We start from the raw sequence: 16209 nt of genomic DNA, 5'->3' as shown, positions 1-16209 counted from the left end.
ATACAGCAAGAGTGTAGCCGATCACTCCCGCACCTCCCAAATGCTATACTGTTTTTCATACTCTGCGATGAGAAACTATTAACTATGACCATCGCCAACTTTTCTGAACTGGGAATTACCTCCCTGCGGGATCATACTCAACTCCCTGACTCCGATGGTAATTTTGTGAAAAACTTTCAGGAGCATCCCCAGAGTATTTTACTGACTGATTCGATTCAACCGACACTGGTGAGCCTCCACCCAGACGGACAATATGCGTGCGATCGCTCAAGGGAATTTTTTGTTGACGGGGGATGAACGGGCTACGATTGAACGTCTTCGGGCGGAACGACTGGCTGGCGGGGTTGTTGCGCCAAGCGTAGCGTCTCCATCGGAGAATCGCAGGGCATTAACCCGGAAGTTTGATCATTTCAGTTTTAGGGAATTACAGTAATCGAGCCAAATTGACGAAAATGATTGTCTAAACTGAGGGCTTTGCTGATTTGTAATTTTTCGATAATGACTTTGCTGCTACAATCGGTAAAACTCCACTCTTTATCGGAAAATTGGCTAAAAACTTGCCATGTTAACTGAATGTCGGCTTCGGTGAGAAAGTAGAGTGTACCAAGCTGACCTGAAAAAAATGCTTGTCCCATAGCGAGCGATCGCGCCGTTTCTTTTCTGGCTCTTAACAGTGTCAGTGTTTCATCAACGATATAGTCTGTTGTCAGAAGAGCCTCGGTATTTTGACGCATCCAGATACTGACGGCTTGATGGTCGGGATCTGAAGGAACGACACTAGCAAACCAAGCGCTCGTATCTACGAATATCATGATCTACTTCTGATGGGAATAGAGAATTTGATCGTGGTCACGTCCAGAAAAATTTTCTTGATCGCTTTCTAAAGGTAATGCGGCAATTTGAGCCAAAATATCGGCGGGATTGTTCTCCTCCTGAGTCGAGTCATTGGCAGTAATGATTACTTTTACTGATGTTCCTTCAGGGAGATCGACGGGCTGCATGAGTCGCAGCATTCCTTGTTCATAAATGGCTTGAAGTGTAAATTTCATGGTTCTCAATGAAATAATCCCATGGATTTTGAGTCAATTCTAAGCGATCGCACTGCTTACTGAGTTGGATTGACCTGTATGGTGTGACTTGTGGAATCTGTGTTGATTTATTAGTCATGCGTAGCTTCAGGTTAACCCCACAACATGATTCTAAGCGATCGCGCTCCGGGTTGTCAACCCCCCCTACTCTTTTGACGCGCGGAAAAAGTTTGGTAGAGGGGTGGGTGAGAACCGATAACTTAACTGCTGAAATCGAAATTTTGTTGCTCTCACCCACCCTACTAATCTAATTCACTTTCTAAAACGGTGGCGATCGCTTTTTGGGCATTTTCCTGGAACTCCCGAATATTAACGCGACTGAGTAAGGAAATAGCCACCATCATCCCCACTGCTTGTACCGCAAATACCAGACTATAAGCCAGGACAGGAATGCTAAACAGAGAGCGACCTAAATCTAAAACAGCCCCTCCGAGGATCGTTGCTAAACCGCGTGCCATGGCTTGAGCGAGTCCCCAGGCACCAATAAAGGTTCCGGCTGTTTCCGCCGCCGTTAAGTCGAGCATTAACCCAATAGCCCCGGCGGTCAGGACTCCCGAAGCAACCCCAAATAGCAATAACCCGCCTTTGAGCATTCCGGGGTCGGCAATGAAGCCCGAGGCGATAAATAAACTCAAACACACGATAGTCCCAATACAACCGACTTTAACGGTATTTTTCTTGCCTAAACGGGGAGTGATTAAAAAACCCGTTGTCGCAATTCCGGCTAAGGTTCCCATCCCAAAAAAGGCGTTGAGTTGGGTGGTTTCGGAAATACACATTCCAAACACTTCGCCGCCATAGGGTTCGAGTACGGCATCCTGCATAAATAGACTGATACTCATCACCAGCAGGAAGCTGAAAAATAAACCCGTTTGACGACTGGCGGTTAAGATTCGTAACGCGCGAGACAGGGTAATTTGGTCTTCTCGTTCGACAACACGGGAACGACTAGCATAGCGGGAAAATCGCTTTTCAACGCCGACGGTTGAGAGCAGACACAACCCAAAAACAATAGCGGGAACGATGATAAATAGGGGATTAATGACGGATTGTAATTGAGGAATATTAACGACACTACCCGTTTGAGTGGGGCTATAGGAGAGAATATCGGTGCCGCAAATTTCGGGACGGTTGAGGAGTTTTGAACTAATAATAGCTCCGATCACAATCCCGATCATCAACATCGACCAAACAATACTCACCAGTTTAGAGCGGTTATCTTCATCGGAAACATCAAATAATAACGCCGCAAACGGAGTAGAACTGGCGCTGAGTGCCAAGCCGTAGAGGGCAAAAACGAGGGCGAGGAGGGCCGTCCAAGCGTAGGTAACTCCACTCAAGCCTGTATTTTGCAAGCTGTTTCCCAACTGCCATGTTACCTGTAAGGCGAGGAAGGAGACAGTCGTAAACACGATGGCACCTAACCAGATGTAGCCACTGCGATGGTGTCCGAATAGGGGCTTGGCATCGGACATCTGACCAAACCAAATGCGAGCCGGGGCGACTAATTGGTACATGGCGATCGCACCTGCGGCCATCAGAGCCGGAACTTTCAACTCATCGATCATCACTCGGTTAATGACTCCCAGGGTGAGCAAGGACATAATGCCCAATCCCATCTGAAATAAACCGAGCCGAAACATGGTGAATAAGCGAACCTTGGGAAAGGGTTGGTGATCTACGGGATTCGGACGCGGAGACTCAGGTAAACGGTCGATTGCCATAGCACCTATTAGAAACAATTGTGATCAACTTTCTTAATTTAATATAAACCCTCTCCGAGCCTCTAAGATATAATAAGCTAGGATGTTTAAATAAAATCCTGATCAATTCAGGTGTTTTGTTTAATTTATATTAATCCCTTTATGGAATATGCAATAGCATCAAAGGTTATCAAGATTCAAACCGCAAATATTCATTATCTGGAGGGAGGAGATCCGCAAAATCCGTCTGTATTGTTTCTGCATGGCGCGAGTTTTAATGCGAAAACCTGGAAAGATCTGGGTACACTCAAGCGCTTAACTCAGAAAAACTTCCATGTGATTGCGATTGATTTGCCGGGTTATGGTCAGTCTGAATCAATTTCCGACTATCATAGTGAATTTTTACCAAAATTGATTGCTAAATTGAATCTCCAGAAGGCTATTTTAGTGTCTCCATCGATGAGTGGAACTTACAGTCTTTCTTTTCTGGTCAAACATTCACAGGATCTTCAGGGGTTTGTGGCGATCGCTCCGGTGGGAATTATGAAAATGAGTCAACAGCTTCAGGGAATTGAACTTCCGACTTTAGCCATTTGGGGAAGTGAAGATCGGATTATTCCGGTTGAACAGGCGGATATTTTAGTGAAACTCATGCCCAATGCTCGGAAGCTTATTTTAGCCAAAGTCGGTCATGCTTGCTATATGAAAGCGCCAAATAAGTTTCACGAAGGGTTGATTCGGTTTATTGATCAGGTAACAAAGGTGACACAAGAGGAGGAATAGGAGTTTATTTTTTGGAGTTTAGCGTTAAGCAGAAGCGAGTTTTAATGTTTTTATTTTCAGATCAAAAAGCACTTTTACAAACTCTCAAAACCAATGATTGAACAACCTAAAAAAGCTCTATTTATTCTGGGCGGACTGGATGATCAAGATTTATGTTGGATTATTAATCGAGGCAAAACACAAGTGATTCCTCCGGGGGAAACACTGATTTATGAAGGTCGAACGATTAGTGCGCTTTATATTGTTTTAAAAGGGGTATTAAGTGTGTCTATTTCTCCCAATGGAGAGCGAGAACTCGCTCGGTTAGTTGAAGGAGAAGTGGTGGGGGAAATTTCATTTATTGATAATCGTCCTCCTTTGGCGACGGTGAAAGCACTGGAAGAAAGTTTGGTTTTGGTTGTTCCTCGCTTTGAATTAATCTCTCAACTCCATAAAAATGCGGGCTTTGCTTCTCGATTTTATCAAGGAATATGTCTCTGTTTAGCGAGTCGGATGCGGGGAACGGTTAGGCGTTTGGGATATGAAGTTGATGATCCTTCTCTCGAAGATATGGAACAGGATACAGAGGATATGACTGAGAGTAAACAAGATTTTTTGGAGTTGGCGGAGGCTAAGTTTAATTGGTTAGTTGAGAATTTAAAGACATCATAAAAAATAGAACAAAGACAAGATTAAGAGAGTGAGGCTTGATGTAAGATTAACTTTTGTACACTGGCTAAACTCCGGTTGAACTCATATCCTTTTTGTTCAGGATTATTCTGATAGGCTTGTTGTTCTTCTTCGATCATTTTAATATCTTGTTCCACTAATCCATCAAGTAATTTTTGGGCTGAACCGAATAGTCGGTTTTTGAGAAAGCGACGAAATGGAATCGGGAGTTTGTGCAGACGCCAAAAGGAATGAAGCGATGTAAAATGGATCAGATAAGCTTTGGTTTCGGTTAAACTTATCGGACAGAATAGACAGTAAATTTTAAAGTCTTTTCCTAATGTTGAAACCCAATGGGGATAAATATAACTAACCGTTAAGGGTTCAGGATGAAGTTGACGTAAAGCTGGAAAGAATAGTTGAGAAATTGACCAGATTTTATCGATTTTATAATAACTTTGGGCTTGATAGTGGACATCAATTTGATCGGGATATTCATCGATTTTTTCTAAAACGGCATCTGTCCAAGCTTGCCAATTTTGATGTAAATGTCCGTGATACATATCCATCAAGTTTTCAATCACAAAAGAATAATGAGCTTGACAGTGAATCAGAGAAACGGTAGCAATATAATTTAAGTGATCCCATTCAGGAACACCTAACGGTTGAGTTTGAGTGGAATTTTCTCCCAGAAAGAGCCAGATAAAACCGTCTAATTCTTGAACTGGATAATTCCGAATTTGACAATTGGGGAGTTTCTGATTTTCGGCTAAATAGGGAATTTTGACACATTGACCTTGAGTGTTAAATTGCCAGCCATGATAAGCACATTCAATCAAACCTGCTATTATTTTACCATGACTGAGTTTAACTTGTCGATGGGGACAACGATCTTCTAAAGCCTGAATTTTTCCCTGAGAATCTCGAAATAAAATAATGGGTTGATTCCACAATGTCACCCCCAAAGGTTGAGTTTTAACTTCATTACTTCGAGCGACAACATACCAATGATTGGGGTTAATTCCTAAGTCACGAATTTTGAGATTTAGGTTCATATGATTCAAATGATTCAAAGGGTTAAAAATCCTTCGGGGTTCACAGAAAGCAATGAGCGTCGGTGTAAACCTTCTTGATGTAAAATTTCATTCGCGGCTAATAATCCACTGCTAACGGCTCGTTCCATTAAACCACAAGGAAAAGGCATTTTCACCCAATCTCCAGCGAACATTAAGTTAGCAATACCGGAGTGGGTTTGAGGGCGTTTGGCATCGCTTCCGGGTGGATAACCTGCAAAGTTTTTTTGATTGACTAATTCTCGATGAATTAACTGAGCGGATTTGAGTTCGGGGACGATTTCATAGAGTTCTTGTTCAAAGGTTGTTAGTAAGTCTTCTTGAGTGGAAAATTGAGATTCTTTATAACAATAAGCGTGCAGTTCAATCACACTTCCACCTGTTTGTTGATGCCAGTCAATAAATTGCTGTTGAATGCGATGATAGAGGGTAATACTATCGGTGAGTTCATAGCCAGATAAAGAGGTAAAGTTGCTCTGTTCCCAAGGAAAATCGCGATCAAACCAAAACCGACAAACGGCAAAGGGATCAGCAACTTGTAGATTTTTAATTTTTTCTTGTAGGGTTGAATTTACTTCTCCTTCAGTTAAAGAAAAAAGTTGTTGAACTCCGGGAATATCTGTGGCGAAAATATAGTAATCTGCTTGAATTGTGGTATAATTTTGAGGTAAATTATTTGAACTTTTTACGGATTTATCAGCATTTAACGCTACAAGTTGAACTTGTTTAGGTTGACGTTGAATGACTTGATATTGAGGTAAGTTTCGTTGGGCTGGCCCTGAAATTACTTGTCCGTTACTTTCAAAAAGACTTCCATGACACGGACAATAAAACTGTCCATTTTCAGTGTGTTTAACTGTACAGCCTTGATGGGTACAAGTTAAAGAAAGTGCTTCGTTTTTTCCCGGCGGAATCGCATAAACTTCATCTCCTGCGCCAAAATATTCCCAATCTTTTCCAACCCATTGATTTCGTTGTACCCAAAAAGGAACAGGATTTAAAGATTCTCCTTTAAAATAAGAAATTGAATCAATTTTTCCAGCTTTTATCTGAATATTACTGACAGTTGCTTCGGTGACAATTTCACCATTTTGTTGTTGAATGGATTGAGCAATAGGTTGAACTAAACTGGTTCCCATATCCTGGCGTGTACCCTTAAATGCCAAGCCTTCAGGGTTGCCAAAAAAGTAAAAATGAAAAAATTGCATCAGTTCAGCTGTACTGAGTTTATCGGGTGCATTTAAACTGGATTTGGCAAAGGGTAAAAAATACAAATCATATAAACCTTGAGGAAAATCTTTTTTCACCCAATTAGCAACAGATACTGAGTCTAAACGTTGAAAACTATCGGGTATTTTGAAGCCGCCGATTTCCTTGAAAACTTGCCAGTGAGCGGGTTTTGTTAGGTTGATTCCCCAACGCAATCGATTCTCAGAAGAAATTGCTAAATCAACAATGTTCCAGGGAAAAGCCGAATGATTGGGACGAAAAATTTCTGGTTTATATTGGTTGTTTCTAAACACAACAGAGTAAAATTCTAAAGAAATAAAATTATTTTCGATCTGGAGTTCATCAATGATACTATTAAGGTTATAATATTGAGGGAAAAAGCCATGAAAACCATGTTCCATGTTGAATATTTTGTTGTCTACTTTAATCGGCCAACTTGCTATTTTACCACCCAGTTGAGGAGATTTTTCTAATAGTGTGACTTTAAATCCTCGTTGACTGAGTTCATAAGCACAGGCTAATCCGGCTAGTCCTCCACCGACAATAACCACCTGTTTAGGTTGATTGAGAAGGCGAGGTAACATCAAAGAATCCTGCTGAAAAACTGTAGGCTGCGGCTTTTTAAATCGAGAATAACCAATCAGTCCAGAAACAGCACTCACTCCTAGAATTTTCAGGGTGGTTCGTCGAGAAAAATTGGGTAATTGAGGTAAATCAGTAAATTGACTCATTCTGAATTGAATTGTTAACGTCTTCCAGAGTTTATAGCAGGTTTTAGAGATTTTATAATTTCACTTTAATCTTTTGATTTCAAGGAAACTAATATGAATATTAACATTTTGTTAGCTATCTGGGGAATCAACAATCTTACTTAAAGTTTAAAATTTCAACTTTTAATTCTTCGGTTTTTCTTAAAGATTGCCGTTTGATCTGAAAAATAGTATTATCAAACAGTCAAGACTATTTATGAGGATGATTTATAGCGGAATTGAACCCATCTATTAATTGATTCAGCCTTCTTTTATCTAACTCAACAATCAAAGAATATCTCTGAATTCAAAATATTAGCATTCTATAGACAAAAGTTGAGCTTTTTTCTAAAATAAAAATAGGGCTTTATATAAATTGGTTTGAGTGAGAAGAATCAATGGGGGAACACAACAATGATTAACTTTAAAATCAACTTAAAGCAAGGGTTCAGAATTTTTATTTTGATGTTGTTTTTGATGTCAATGGCAGTGCCACCTGTTATCGCTCGAATACCAGGAATTTTGATCGTTCAAACTCAGCAAGATGGCTTACAATTAACTCAACAGGCTCAAGCTTTTTATCAATCTGGACAGTTTGAAAAAGCGGTGCAATTTTGGCAAAAAGCGGCTGAAATTTTGGCTCAAAATGGTGATCAACTTAACCACGTAATGGCCTGAAGTAACTTAGCCTTAACATATCAAAAGTTAAATCAGTGGCAAGAGGCTGAAGCTATAATAAACCAAAGTTTAAACTTAGTTTTATCTCTCAAAAACTCCTCTGAAACTTTAAAAATATTGGCTCAGAGAGAGCGGGAGCGCGTAGCACCGTCGCAACCTTGTGGACAGTTGAGGATCAAAGTACCGCTAGGCTGATGGTTGACTTCTATCGAGAGTTAGCAAATCCTCAAACAAAATCCAATAAAGCGCAAGCATTGCAAACGGCTCAAGTTAATCTTTTAAATGAGGATAGAACTCGTCATCCTTTTTATTGGGTGCCGTTTGTTTTAGTGGGAAATTGGCAATAGAAAGAGCAATTTAAGAATCAATTTCTGCTAATTCTAACCAACGTTCGGTGGCTTGATCAATGTCTAGGGCTAACTGTTCAACTTTTTGATGAAGTTCTTGAACTTGGCTGACTTTTCCAGGGGATACATTGTATAACTCAGCTTCTAACTTCGCTTTTTCAGTTTCTAACTTGGCAATTTTATTTTCTAAGGCTTGATATTCTTTTTTCTCCTTAGAAGACAGTTTACGATTTCCGTCTTTATCCCAAGAAAAGCGTTGAGATTTGTCGGGTTGTTGGGTATCTGAAACCTTTTCTTTCACCGTTGTCGTTTGATTGGCGGCTTCCGCTTCTTCTCTGGCTTTGTATTCCAAATAAACCGAATAATTCCCCGGATATTGACGTAGATTTCCCTCAGATTCAAAGGAAAAAATTCGATCAACAGTTCGGTCTAAAAAGTAGCGATCATGGGAAACCACAATCACACAACCGTTAAACTCCTCTAAATATTCTTCTAAAACCGATAAGGTTTGGACATCTAAATCGTTTGTCGGTTCATCTAATATTAAAACATTCGGCGCACTCATCAAGACTCTCAACAAAAATAATCGTCGTTTTTCACCCCCAGAAAGTTTATGAATGGGTGAATATTGTTGATTGGGGGGAAACAGAAATCGTTCCAACATTTGAGAGGCGGTAATTTGAGTCCCATCAGCCGTTTTAACATATTCAGCGACTTCTTTGAGGTAATCAATCACTCGCTGTTCTTCATTTAAAGCTTGAGTTAAATCTTCTGAGTGTTGATCAAAATAACCAATATAAATGGTTGACCCAATATCAACAGTTCCAGAATCAGGTTGAATTCGACCTGTAATTAAATCTAATAACGTTGATTTTCCGACACCATTTTTACCAATAATTCCCACGCGGTCATCGGGTGCAAAAGTATAGGTAAAATCCTGAATAATCGGTCTTTCACTATAGGATTTGGAAATATTTTTTAACTCAATAACTTTTTTCCCAATTCGACGACCTGGGGTAGAGATTTCGACTTTCCCTTGGGCTTGCTTAAATTCAGTGTCCTGCATTCCTTCAATGCGTTGAATTCTGGCTTTTTGTTTGGTACTTCTGGCTTTTGGGCCACGTCTTAACCATTCTAACTCTCGCCGTAAAAGGCCTTGATGTTTTCGTTGTTGACTCACCTCAATATCTTCAGATTCTGCTTTCTTTTCTAAGAAATAAGAATAGTTTCCCGTGTAGGTGTATAAGTCCCCTCGATCAAGTTCAACAATCCGATTAGTAACGCGATCCAAAAAATAACGATCATGGGTAATTAATAATAAAGCACCGCGATAACCATTCAAATACCCTTGCAACCACTCCACTAACCCGGCATCTAAATGGTTAGTCGGTTCATCCATTAACAACACATCGGGGTTAGAAAGCAAAGCAGAAGCGAGGGCAATTCGTTTACGATATCCTCCTGATAAACTTCCAACTTTGACATCATAATCTTCAATTCCAAGTTGAGTTAAAATAATCTTTGCTTGTGTTTCCAGTTCCCAAGCATTCCCGGCATCTATCGCTTGCGTAACGGCTGATAAACGATTAATTAACTGGCTATCTTCTGGATGTTTAGCAATTTTTGTTGAGAGAACCTCATACTCACGAATGAGTTTCATTTGTTCGCCACTCTTGGCAAAAACCTGTTCAATAACAGTGCTATTATCGTCTAAATCGGGATCTTGAGATAAATAAACAATTTTAACTTTAGAATTGACTAAGAGTTGACCGCTATCAATCGGTTCTAACCCTGCAATTATTTTCAATAAAGTTGACTTTCCAGAGCCATTAATCCCAATTAAACCAATTTTATCCGTAGCATCAAGGCTGAGATTGGCATCTCTGAGGATTTCCTTGATTCCAAAATCTTTTTTGACCGATTGCAGTGTGAAAATACTCATTCAGCTTTTGGGGTGATGTTCTCTCTCGAAAAACCTAGAAGGGCGAAAAGGGCTGACTCTATATTATCATCTGTGATTCCCTTTTGATCACTGATGGCGATGGGATTTAATTTATGAATAATCAATCCATCTAAGCCGCTATAATTAGGGGTTTGAGGCAATAAAGCTGACCGATCATTCCCGATTGCTATCCGCATTTCTATTGGAAATCAAAAAAGTCTTTCAAAATTCCTAAGAAAATGTTATATCTTTGTATCAATCTGATTAAACCCTGGAAACCGTGAAAAGTTTAGTGAGAACTCAATTGAGGATAATCGCTTGGAAAAAATAAAAAAAGCATCTATAATTAGAGCCAAGCCATCGCCTAACATTTTGTTATGTCCCAAACTGAGATTGAACAGTTTTTAACCGAATACTATCGCCAAGTCGCCGCTTTAAATTCAGAAGGTTGGCTACAGGCTTTTTCGGAGGATGCACTCGTTTATGACCCAGTGGGAAAACCACCACTTAATGTCCACCAAGATGCTCATAAGTTTTTTGAAATTTTATCGAAATTTTATGAGAAGCTAGAGATTACACCGAATCAAATTTTCAGTGGGGGTCATAAAGTAGCAGTCCAGTGGACAATGAATGTTTTGGCTAGAAATGGTCGTACTGCGACAACCGAAGGAATTGCTATTTTTGAGTTTAATGAGGCGGGCAAAATTCAAAAACTAGAATCCTATTGGGATGAAGCCGCAATGAAAGCAAAATTGATGGGTTGAGTTGATGAATCCTGAAATTCTTTTTTTAAGAAAAATTTAAGCATTTCGAGCAAATTTAGGCTTCTCTCCCGAACTCAATACTCAATTGCCTGTGTCTGTCTTTAAAAGTGTACGATTCTGTTCATCCTCAAAAGATTTTTCCTAAAAAAAAGACTGCTTCGGTCATACCCTAACCTCCGCAGTCTCAGCTCGTCTAGAACTTAGGACTCCTCCCAAATTCTAGAACTTGACTTACACCACCCAAACTATATCATTCGATCACACTGATCCTTCCATTTCAGCAATATTGAGAATCATTGGCACAACGGAATCTGGATTCAAACTGATCGAATCTATTCCTAATTTCACTAAAAATTGAGCAAACTCCGGATAATCACTGGGCGCCTGGCCACAAATTCCGATTTTACGTCCCTGCTGTTTAACCGTTTCAATTGCCATTTTGATCATGCGGCGAACAGCAAGGTTGCGTTCATCAAACAGGTGCGCCACTAAACCGGAATCTCGATCTAAGCCTAATGTCAACTGGGTTAAATCATTCGACCCAATTGAAAATCCATCAAAAACCTGACAAAACTCATCGGCTAATAAAACATTACTCGGCAATTCACACATCACATAAACTTGTAACCCATTTTTGCCTCGAACTAAGCCGTATTTTGCCATCTCTGTTAACACTTGTTGCCCTTCCTCGGGAGTACGACAAAATGGAATCATTGGAATCACATTAGCCAACCCCATTTCATCTCGAACTCGTTGAATAGCTAGACACTCCAAGCCAAATGCTTCTCGATATTTCGGGTCAGTATAACGTGATGCCCCTCGCCATCCAATCATCGGATTTTCTTCATCCGGTTCAAACTCACGACCCCCTAACAAATTGGCGTATTCATTACTCTTGAGATCACTCATTCGTACAATTACAGGATGGGGATAAAAAGCTGCCGCAATCATACTAATTCCATGTGCCAATTTATCGACAAAATAATCCGGCTTATGGTGGTATTGAACGGTTAACTGCTCAATTTTTTGCTTAACTTTTTCATCTTTTAATTGATTAAAATGAATCAATGCTAAAGGATGAACCTTAATATGATTGGCAATAATAAACTCTAAACGCGCCAACCCTACGCCATCAGAAGGCATCGCTGCTAAACGAAATGCAACTTCCGGATTGCCAACATTCATCAAAATTTGAGTGCGAGTTTTGGGCAAATTTTCAAGTACCGTTTCTTCGATTTCAAAAGGAACTAAGTTCTCATACACTTGACCTTCTTCTCCTTCGGCGCAAGAAACTGTAACCACTTGACCTGTTTTTAAAACCGTTGTCGCATCGCCACAACCCACAACCGCCGGAATTCCTAACTCTCGGGCAATAATCGCTGCATGACAAGTTCTTCCGCCTGAATTTGTCACAATTGCACTGGCTTTTTTGAGAATTGGTTCCCAGTCTGGATCAGTCTTATTGGTCACTAATACATCTCCGGCTTGGAATTGATCGATGTCTTTAACATCAAGAATTACCCGTACTTGACCTTGACCAATACGATCACCAACCGCCCGACCTGTCAGTAATATTTTACCATGTTCTTGTAGTTTATATTGCTGAAGAATCTGAGTTGATTTTTGGGATTGTACCGTTTCTGGACGGGCTTGGACAATAAATAATTCCCCACTCATTCCATCTTTTGCCCATTCAATATCCATCGGTGAATAGCATCCCCGAACTCGCGAATAATGATCTTCAATCAATATCGCCCACTTCGCTAAGTGTAGAATTTCATAATCATTGAGAGCAAATTTTTGTTGTTGGGCTAAATCAACATTAATATTCTTAGTTGTTCCCTCACTATCATACACCATTTTAATCGCTTTGCTTCCCAAACGTTTATCTAAAATGGGTTGGAAACCTTCATGTAATGTGGGTTTAAAAACTAAATATTCATCAGGATTAACAGCACCTTGCACCACATTTTCCCCTAAACCGTAAGCGGCTGTAATTAAAGCAGCATTTTTAAATCCGGTTTCTGTATCAATAGAAAACATCACTCCAGAAGTTGCCAAATCAGAACGAACCATCTTCTGAACACCCACCGACAAAGCCACATCAAAATGATTAAACCCTTTAATTGTCCGGTAGGAAATCGCCCGATCTGTAAACAGAGAAGCAAAGCATTGATGAGTCGCAGCAATCACCGCTTGACAACCTTGAATATTGAGGTAAGTTTCCTGTTGTCCCGCAAAACTCGCATCCGGTAAATCTTCGGCCGTTCCACTCGAACGCACGGCTACATCAACCTTTGTTCCGTAGATATCGCATAACTTTAAATAAGCTTGAGCGATCGCACTTTCTAAGTCTACGGGAAATCGAGTATTAATTAATAAATTTCGGGCTTGTTCGGCGCGAATTCGCAGGTTATGCAGATCATCGACATCTAAATCGGTCAACAGTTGACGCAATTTGACCTCTAAACCCGCTGATTTGAGAAAGTAACGATAGGCGTAGGCGGTAATCGCAAACCCTTGAGGAACGTTGACACCTTTGGGGGTGAGTTGACGGATCATTTCGCCGAGAGAAGCATTTTTTCCACCAACAAACTTGACATCAGCCATTCCCACTTGATTGAACCACAACACCAGGGTTTGTTCTTTGACTGGGGAGATTTTTTGTTGGGTAATGGTTTTTAACATCAGTAAATTCACTCCAGGTAAAAGAGATAGTTTCCCGCAAAGCCTCTATCTTTGAGTAGAGTTTTTTGCGGGTTTTGCTAAAAATCAAAACGGGTTTGCCGTGACTTCAGCTCTTGTTAAAACAAGTCTTTAAAATAAAAAAGCATTGATCCCCAAGGGTTATTTGCCGAATGTTACGTCTTTTTAACGAAAGGCTTGCAGGGGAGTTGAGTCTGAATCGGTTTTTGATTGACTCTACTTTCATCCTATTCTTTTCTCTGAAAATTGCCATCATCCTCGAGTGCTTCTTCATAGTTACAAAACGAAAAAAATGGCGAGGATAAGGATTTTTCGGTTATTATTAAAAAAGATGAAGTTTATGAGGATGGTCTGATGAAGGTCAAAGCAAGCGATTCTACGCCTTTACTGCTGAATGTCCCTCAGTGTCTAGAGATCACCTCTCCGATTGAATTTATTTTGGATCGGGTCGGGAGGAAGTGGTCACTTCAGATTCTCAGAGAACTATTTCGCGGAAGTCGCCGAACCTATGAACTCGTTGAGGCGTTACCCGGAATTAGTACGAAAACTTTAACGATTCGACTGCGACAACTCGAACAATATGGTTTGGTTAAACGCACTGTATATCCAGAGATTCCGCCCAGAGTTGAATATTCTCTCACTGAAAAAGGCCAAGAACTTCAACCCGTAATCGAGGCGTTACAACAAGTCGGACAACAATGGCTACAACAACAGTCTCATGTTTGTCCGTTAGAATTGAGTGGGTGAAATTCTAATCAGTGTTTATAAACTCGTCAGTGCAAAATATTTCAGCCCTAATTTTGTACTCTCAACTTGAGCTTAAACCTAGATATTTTTTAATCTCAACCTCTGATTTGAAATCGAAAAAATAATAATCTATAAGATAGAAGTTGTGAGGTCAGAAGTTAAGATTTACCGACCTCCCAACCTCCCTTTTAAAATCTGTTAAAATCCGAGATCAACGGCAATGCGATGAGCGCAAGCAAATCCCGAAAAGGCAACAGCATTTAACCCTTGACCGGGAAAGGTACTGTCTCCCACACAATATAAACCGGGAATAGCAGTGCGATTAAACGGCATTCCTAACAGTCCCCGGAGTTGACGTTGGGGAATCGGGCCATAGGTACCATCTTCTCGGTTGAGGAAACGACGATGCGATCGCGCGGTTCCGATTTCCATGTAGTCTAACCCCGCATCTAAACCGGGAAAGAAGTTTTCCAAGCGGTCTATTATCCGTCCTGCGGCTTCTTCTTTTTTTCGTTCGTATTCGGTTTCAGATAATCCTTGCCATTCGTCGATCCAACTGGGAGTAAAGGTGTGCATAATGTGATAGCCTTCGGGAGCAAGACTCGGATCAAGCAGGGTGGGAATAGAAACAAAGATTGTCCCTTCTGATTCTTCCATCCGATCCCAGTCTTCGACAATCACATGATGACATTCAGTTCCAGGGGGAAATACAGAAGCCTCAACCCCTAAATGCAGGTTCAGGAAACTGGGTGATTTTTGATACCGCTTTCGCCATTTGACTTCCGGTTTCGGCGTGTGTTGAGTCGGAACTAACTTACCAAAAGTATCCCAACGGGTGGCATTAGACACGACTCGTTTGGCGCGATAGACCTCACCGTTGGTTAATTCGACTCCTACCGCCTTACCGTTTTCAATTAAAATTTGTTTAACTCTAGCCTTGTAGTGAATTTGACCTCCGGCTTTTTCGAGTCCTTCCGCTAACTTAATGGCAATTTCACCGACTCCGCCTTTAGGATAATTAATACCACCATAATGGCGATCGCTAAAAACCATCCCGGCATTAATCATCGGAGTCAGATCGGCCGGAACAACTGACCAGCAGTAGCATTCAATATCTATAAACTTTAATAGCTGTGGATCGCTAATATAACGCCGTGCAACTTCACCTGCATTTTGAGGTAAATATTGCGCTAAACCCAGACAAGCACCCGGATTTTGGAAAAACACCCGCATTAAATAACGGGGTTCTTCTAAAGAAAGTAACTCCATTGAGTTGAGGTAGTTGAAGACTTTCCTACATTCATCATAAAATTTACGAATCCCTCGGTGTTCATGGGGAAACTTTTCAATCAGTTCTTGCAAAAACTTCTCATAATCTCGATGAACTTTAACCTGACTGTCTTTTGGGAGATGATAATGGATCTGCACCGGATCGGGAATCGTTTCGAGGTTAACGTTGACGGCTTCTAAAGCACGGGTTAGTAGGTTGGTTGTACCTTCGTCTCCAAAACCAAAGATCATCGACGCACCCACATCAAAGCGATATCCTTCGCGTTCAAAGTAGCCCGAACTTCCACCGGGAATAATATAACTTTCGAGAACGAGGACGTTAGCACCTTTAGCGGCTAACTGGGTTGCTGTCACCAGTCCTCCAATCCCAGAACCAATGACAATGACATCAAATACGGGTGAAGTGGATACCGGATTTACACCAATAGACGGCTGACGACTAGAAACAGGCATGAAGTTTA

15 protein-coding genes are annotated in these 16209 nt (G+C 40.7%); 7 read left to right on the top strand and 8 right to left on the bottom strand.

What is annotated here, in order from left to right:
* Positions 1-84 precede the first annotated feature (84 nt).
* Positions 85-297 carry a hypothetical protein gene (locus tag L8106_RS22050; protein WP_009786676.1) on the top strand — a complete coding sequence of 71 codons (213 nt, stop codon included), beginning with the start codon at positions 85-87 and terminating at the stop codon, positions 295-297.
* Between the two features lie 119 nt (positions 298-416).
* Here L8106_RS22050 and L8106_RS32495 read toward each other — a convergent pair whose 3' ends face one another.
* From L8106_RS32495 to L8106_RS22035, 3 genes are all read right to left on the bottom strand, one after another.
* Entirely contained in the window at positions 417-812 is a 396-nt protein-coding gene (locus tag L8106_RS32495; RefSeq protein ID WP_009786675.1) for a type II toxin-antitoxin system VapC family toxin, read from the bottom strand.
* 3 nt (positions 813-815) lie between these two features.
* Positions 816-1049 (bottom strand): antitoxin family protein, encoded by a 234-nt coding sequence (locus L8106_RS22040; protein ID WP_009786674.1) that lies wholly within the window; start codon positions 1047-1049, stop codon positions 816-818.
* A 281-nt stretch (positions 1050-1330) separates the two neighbouring features.
* Positions 1331-2812 (bottom strand): BCD family MFS transporter, encoded by a 1482-nt coding sequence (locus tag L8106_RS22035; protein ID WP_009786673.1) that lies wholly within the window; start codon positions 2810-2812, stop codon positions 1331-1333.
* A gap of 111 nt (positions 2813-2923) precedes the next feature.
* Between L8106_RS22035 and L8106_RS22030 the strand changes: the two genes are divergently transcribed.
* On the top strand, positions 2924-3574 hold the full coding sequence (locus L8106_RS22030; RefSeq protein WP_232228552.1) for an alpha/beta fold hydrolase: 651 nt from the start codon (positions 2924-2926) through the stop codon (positions 3572-3574).
* Positions 3575-3667: 93 nt separating this feature from the next.
* Positions 3668-4225 carry a cyclic nucleotide-binding domain-containing protein gene (locus L8106_RS22025; RefSeq protein ID WP_009786671.1) on the top strand — a complete coding sequence of 186 codons (558 nt, stop codon included), beginning with the start codon at positions 3668-3670 and terminating at the stop codon, positions 4223-4225.
* A gap of 20 nt (positions 4226-4245) precedes the next feature.
* Here L8106_RS22025 and L8106_RS22020 read toward each other — a convergent pair whose 3' ends face one another.
* Positions 4246-5277 (bottom strand): aromatic ring-hydroxylating dioxygenase subunit alpha, encoded by a 1032-nt coding sequence (locus L8106_RS22020; protein WP_009786670.1) that lies wholly within the window; start codon positions 5275-5277, stop codon positions 4246-4248.
* A 14-nt stretch (positions 5278-5291) separates the two neighbouring features.
* Positions 5292-7256: an FAD-dependent oxidoreductase gene (locus tag L8106_RS22015; protein WP_009786669.1), complete on the bottom strand. Its 1965-nt coding sequence runs from the start codon at positions 7254-7256 to the stop codon at positions 5292-5294.
* Between the two features lie 432 nt (positions 7257-7688).
* Between L8106_RS22015 and L8106_RS22010 the strand changes: the two genes are divergently transcribed.
* A complete protein-coding gene (locus L8106_RS22010) occupies positions 7689-7952 on the top strand; it encodes a tetratricopeptide repeat protein (protein ID WP_009786668.1) in 264 nt (87 codons plus the stop codon).
* 116 nt (positions 7953-8068) lie between these two features.
* Positions 8069-8299 (top strand): CHAT domain-containing protein, encoded by a 231-nt coding sequence (locus L8106_RS30915; RefSeq protein WP_083798463.1) that lies wholly within the window; start codon positions 8069-8071, stop codon positions 8297-8299.
* Between the two features lie 10 nt (positions 8300-8309).
* Here the strand turns inward: L8106_RS30915 and L8106_RS22005 are convergent, their stop codons facing one another.
* Positions 8310-10241 (bottom strand): ABC-F family ATP-binding cassette domain-containing protein, encoded by a 1932-nt coding sequence (locus L8106_RS22005; RefSeq protein ID WP_009786666.1) that lies wholly within the window; start codon positions 10239-10241, stop codon positions 8310-8312.
* A 377-nt stretch (positions 10242-10618) separates the two neighbouring features.
* On the opposite strand from L8106_RS22005, the gene L8106_RS21995 reads away from it, so the two are divergent.
* On the top strand, positions 10619-11005 hold the full coding sequence (locus L8106_RS21995; RefSeq protein ID WP_009786664.1) for a nuclear transport factor 2 family protein: 387 nt from the start codon (positions 10619-10621) through the stop codon (positions 11003-11005).
* Positions 11006-11263: 258 nt separating this feature from the next.
* Here the strand turns inward: L8106_RS21995 and ppsA are convergent, their stop codons facing one another.
* Positions 11264-13693, bottom strand: a complete 2430-nt coding sequence (ppsA, locus tag L8106_RS21990; protein ID WP_009786663.1) for a phosphoenolpyruvate synthase — start codon at positions 13691-13693, stop codon at positions 11264-11266.
* A 372-nt stretch (positions 13694-14065) separates the two neighbouring features.
* On the opposite strand from ppsA, the gene L8106_RS21985 reads away from it, so the two are divergent.
* Positions 14066-14458 (top strand): helix-turn-helix domain-containing protein, encoded by a 393-nt coding sequence (locus L8106_RS21985; RefSeq protein ID WP_009786662.1) that lies wholly within the window; start codon positions 14066-14068, stop codon positions 14456-14458.
* Between the two features lie 198 nt (positions 14459-14656).
* Here L8106_RS21985 and crtH read toward each other — a convergent pair whose 3' ends face one another.
* The gene (gene crtH, locus L8106_RS21980; RefSeq protein WP_009786661.1) at positions 14657-16201 is read right to left on the bottom strand and encodes a carotenoid isomerase; all 1545 of its coding nucleotides are present in this window, start codon (positions 16199-16201) and stop codon (positions 14657-14659) included.
* Between the last annotated feature and the right edge of the window lie 8 nt (positions 16202-16209).

The sequence above is a fragment of the Lyngbya sp. PCC 8106 genome (genome assembly GCF_000169095.1).
GTDB lineage: Bacteria > Cyanobacteriota > Cyanobacteriia > Cyanobacteriales > Microcoleaceae > Capilliphycus.
Note: the sequence above shows the minus strand (reverse complement) of the source record. Positions and strands in the feature narration are given on the sequence as shown.

What these genes read in the sequence shown, in the direction of transcription:
- L8106_RS22020 (WP_009786670.1), bottom strand. Translation starts at nt 5,277, where the DNA reads ATGAACCTAAATCTCAAAATTCGTGACTTAGGAATTAACCCCAATCAT.
- L8106_RS22005 (WP_009786666.1), bottom strand. Translation starts at nt 10,241, where the DNA reads ATGAGTATTTTCACACTGCAATCGGTCAAAAAAGATTTTGGAATCAAG.
- crtH (WP_009786661.1), bottom strand. Translation starts at nt 16,201, where the DNA reads ATGCCTGTTTCTAGTCGTCAGCCGTCTATTGGTGTAAATCCGGTATCC.
- L8106_RS21995 (WP_009786664.1), top strand. Translation starts at nt 10,619, where the DNA reads ATGTCCCAAACTGAGATTGAACAGTTTTTAACCGAATACTATCGCCAA.
- L8106_RS22035 (WP_009786673.1), bottom strand. Translation starts at nt 2,812, where the DNA reads ATGGCAATCGACCGTTTACCTGAGTCTCCGCGTCCGAATCCCGTAGAT.
- L8106_RS22040 (WP_009786674.1), bottom strand. Translation starts at nt 1,049, where the DNA reads ATGAAATTTACACTTCAAGCCATTTATGAACAAGGAATGCTGCGACTC.
- L8106_RS22050 (WP_009786676.1), top strand. Translation starts at nt 85, where the DNA reads ATGACCATCGCCAACTTTTCTGAACTGGGAATTACCTCCCTGCGGGAT.
- L8106_RS32495 (WP_009786675.1), bottom strand. Translation starts at nt 812, where the DNA reads ATGATATTCGTAGATACGAGCGCTTGGTTTGCTAGTGTCGTTCCTTCA.
- L8106_RS21985 (WP_009786662.1), top strand. Translation starts at nt 14,066, where the DNA reads ATGAAGGTCAAAGCAAGCGATTCTACGCCTTTACTGCTGAATGTCCCT.
- L8106_RS22010 (WP_009786668.1), top strand. Translation starts at nt 7,689, where the DNA reads ATGATTAACTTTAAAATCAACTTAAAGCAAGGGTTCAGAATTTTTATT.
- ppsA (WP_009786663.1), bottom strand. Translation starts at nt 13,693, where the DNA reads ATGTTAAAAACCATTACCCAACAAAAAATCTCCCCAGTCAAAGAACAA.
- L8106_RS22025 (WP_009786671.1), top strand. Translation starts at nt 3,668, where the DNA reads ATGATTGAACAACCTAAAAAAGCTCTATTTATTCTGGGCGGACTGGAT.
- L8106_RS22015 (WP_009786669.1), bottom strand. Translation starts at nt 7,256, where the DNA reads ATGAGTCAATTTACTGATTTACCTCAATTACCCAATTTTTCTCGACGA.